Annotated in this window: 4 protein-coding genes; 3 read left to right on the forward strand and 1 reads right to left on the reverse strand. The window is 73.3% G+C overall.

What is annotated here, in order from left to right; all coding sequences use genetic code 11:
* Positions 1 to 53 precede the first annotated feature (53 nt).
* Positions 54 to 701: a hypothetical protein gene (locus tag AB0M20_RS34960; protein ID WP_364304711.1), complete on the reverse strand. Its 648-nt coding sequence runs from the start codon at positions 699 to 701 to the stop codon at positions 54 to 56.
* A 133-nt stretch (positions 702 to 834) separates the two neighbouring features.
* Here AB0M20_RS34960 and AB0M20_RS34965 point away from each other — a divergent pair, with 133 nt between their 5' ends.
* The 3 genes from AB0M20_RS34965 to AB0M20_RS34975 all read left to right on the forward strand — a co-directional run.
* Positions 835 to 1,362, forward strand: a complete 528-nt coding sequence (locus AB0M20_RS34965; protein ID WP_364304713.1) for a hypothetical protein — start codon at positions 835 to 837, stop codon at positions 1,360 to 1,362.
* Positions 1,363 to 1,461: 99 nt separating this feature from the next.
* Positions 1,462 to 1,743 carry a DUF4242 domain-containing protein gene (locus AB0M20_RS34970; protein WP_364304715.1) on the forward strand — a complete coding sequence of 94 codons (282 nt, stop codon included), beginning with the start codon at positions 1,462 to 1,464 and terminating at the stop codon, positions 1,741 to 1,743.
* An 11-nt stretch (positions 1,744 to 1,754) separates the two neighbouring features.
* A partial coding sequence (locus tag AB0M20_RS34975; RefSeq protein WP_364304717.1) for an AAA family ATPase occupies positions 1,755 to 3,051 on the forward strand: 1,297 nt, incomplete at its 3' end.

Below are 3,051 nucleotides of genomic sequence, written 5' to 3' on the forward strand. Positions count from 1 at the left end.
ACCGGCGGGTCACCGCCGTGCTGCGCTACCTGGAGACGCAGCGCCGCTGACGGTTACTCCTTCTCCTCGGCGGCCTCCTCGAGGACGGCCTCCTCGACCTCCGGCTGGTCCACCCACAGGGCGCGCAGCTGGGCCTGCATGAACGACATGAGCCGGGCGCGGTACTCGCGGTCGAACTGCTCGAGCGCCTCGATCTGCTGCTGCAGGCCTTCCCGTTTCGCGGTCAGCCCGCCGACGAAGTCGTCGTACCGGCGCTGCGCCTGCAGGCGGAGCTGCTCGGCGTCGTCCTGCGCCGCGCCGGTGATCCGTTCCGACTCCGACCGGGCCTCGGCCACGATCATGTCGGCTTCGCGCCGGGCGTCGGCCTTCGCCCGCTCGGCGTCCCGGGACGCCTGCTGGCTCGCCGCCCGGGCCTCGGCCATGATGCGGGCGGCGTCGGCCCGGACCTTGTCCGCGTGATCCTTCGCCTTCTGCGCGACCACGTCGGCGTCGGACTGGGCGGCGGCCCGGATCTTCTCGGCGTCGCGGTTGGCGTCGGCGACGTGCTGCTCCGCCGTCCGCTGGGCCATGGTCAGCACCTGCAGCGCCTGATCGGGCTTACGCGTGCCGGGCACGACCATCGGGTTCTCCGAGGTCTTGCCGTCTGACGAGACCGCCGCGAGCAGGCGTTGAACGCGGTCGTCGATCAGGTTGTCACTCAACGGAATCTCCAAGCTTCGCGCCATCACCAGCACAACGGGTCATGCCCGGTCGGAGGTGACGGGTAGGAGCTCGCGAGGCGGTTGGCATCTTTCCGGGATTCGGCGGCCGGGAGCGTCCGCCAGGCTCAACCGCATGTCGTACGGATACGTCCCCCAGCCCCAGTACGCCCCCCAGCCCCAGTACGCCGCCCAGCCCCAGTACGCCGCCTACCCCGCCCCGATGGGCTACGGACACACGCCGCGCCAGTCGGCCCCGCCGAGCGTGCACATCGTGGCGATCTTCCACTACCTCGGCGGCCTGCTGACGCTGCTCGCGGCCGCCGCGTTCGGCGTCGCGGCGCTGACCCAGGGCGCCCGGCTCCCCACCAGCCAGGACCTGATCCGGCCCGAGGATGCGCGGATCGTCGCCGCCGTCCTGGCCGGCGGGCTCGCCCTCGTCGCGCTGATCGTGCTGATCTTCGCCCGCAAGCTGCAGCGCGGTCGCCAGTGGGCCCGGGTGCTGACCCTGATCCTCTGCACGCTGAGCGTCGGCACCAGCGTGCTGGCCTTCGTGGCCCAGCAGGACCCCACCGTCTTCGCGGGCGCCGTCTTCCCCGCCCTCTACATCCTGCTGCTGAACACCCGCGCCGCCCGCTCCTGGTTCCGCGCCCACACCTGGTGATACATGGGTAACGGCTCCCGATGTCGCTGGGGAGTGGCTCGGCGAGAGTCTTCACCAGCACCCCGGCACGAGGCCGGGGGCGAGTGAAGGAGCAGGACAATGCAGCGTTTCATGATCGAGCGGAACATCGAGGGCGCGGCCGACCTCAGCGCGGAGCAACTCGCCGAGATCGCGAAGACCTCCAACTCGGCGGTCGACTCCCTGGGCGTCCCGTACGTGTGGGTCAACAGCTTCGTGGCCGGCGACAAGATCTACTGCGTGCACGAGGCCGAGGACGCCGAGACGATCCTCGAACACGCCCGCCGCGGCGGGTTTCCGGCGGATGTCGTGTCGCCGGTCGCCGGCGAATTCGGTCCGCACAGCGCGGCGGAGAGCGTCTAAAGTCACAGCTCATGAGGCTCGTCGAGCGGGACGGGGAGATCGAGGCCCTGTCCCGTACGCTCGCCGGCGCGGCCACCGGGTCGGGGGCCGGCGTCGCGGTCACCGGTGAGCCGGGGGCGGGCAAGACCGCCCTCGTCGAGTCGGCGGTCGCCGGGGCGACCGGCCTGCGGGTCCTGCGCAGTGGCTGCGACCCGCTCGCCACGCCCCGGCCGCTCGGCCCCTTCCGCGACCTGGCCGCGGAGCTGGGCCCGGCCGACCCGGAGAATGTCTACTCGGCGTTGCGGGAGCGCCCGACCGTGCTCGTGGTCGAGGACCTGCACTGGATCGACGAGGCGTCGGCCGACATGCTGCGCTTCCTGGTCCGCCGGCTGGAGACGATGGCGTGCGCGCTGATCGTCACGTATCGCAACGACGAGATCGGCCCGCGACACTCGGCCCGCCCGCTGCTGGGAGATTTCGCCGCCCTGGACCACGTCACGACGATCCGCCTCGCGCCGCTCACCGTCGCCGGCGTCGCCGACCTGATCGGCCGGGCGGCCGGCCGCGAGACCGGGGGTGGCCGCGACGACGCCGCCCGGGTGCACGCGGTCACCGGCGGGAACCCGTTCTTCGTGGCGGAGGTCGCCAAGGAGCCCAGGCGGCCGCTGCCCGAGACGGTGCGGGATGCCGTGCTGGCGCGGACCGCCGGCGTCGGGCCCGGGGACTTCGAGGTGTTGCAGCTCGCGGCCGCCGCGCCGGACCGGCTGGACGACCGCGTGCTGCCGGCGCTCGGGGTCGACCTGCCGACGCTGCGCCGGCTGCACGACACCGGGCTGCTCCTGCGCAACCTGCGTGGGCTCGTCTTCCGCCATGAGCTGGCCCGGCTCGCCGTGGAGAGCACGATCCCCGCCGGCGGCGCGGCGCACCTGCACGCCCGGCTGCTCGACGCGCTGGAGACCGTCGAGCCGCGCGATCCGGCCGTGCTCACCCACCACGCGGTCGCCGCCGCGGACGCCCGCCGGGCCGCGCGGCACGCGCAGGACGCGGCGGATCAGGCCGCGCAGGCCGGCGCGCACACCGAGGCCGTGGCGTTCCTGCAGATCGGGCTGGCGCACCTGGACGGCGGCTCGCCCGGCGAGCGGGCCCGGCGGCTGCACATGCTGGCCTACGAGCAGTACATGACGAGCCGGCTGGAGTCGGCGATCGGCAGTGTCACCGTCACCTTCCCGCTGTGGCGGGCCGCCGGGGACGCCGCAGGCTTGTCCGCCGCCCACGAGTCGTGCGCGATCTTCGAGTACTACAACGCGCGCCGGCGTGCGGCCGAGGACC

Source organism: Actinoplanes sp. NPDC051633 (assembly GCF_040681735.1).
Classification (GTDB): domain Bacteria; phylum Actinomycetota; class Actinomycetes; order Mycobacteriales; family Micromonosporaceae; genus Actinoplanes.

What these genes read in the sequence shown, in the direction of transcription:
- AB0M20_RS34965 (WP_364304713.1), top strand. Translation starts at nt 835, where the DNA reads ATGTCGTACGGATACGTCCCCCAGCCCCAGTACGCCCCCCAGCCCCAG.
- AB0M20_RS34970 (WP_364304715.1), top strand. Translation starts at nt 1,462, where the DNA reads ATGCAGCGTTTCATGATCGAGCGGAACATCGAGGGCGCGGCCGACCTC.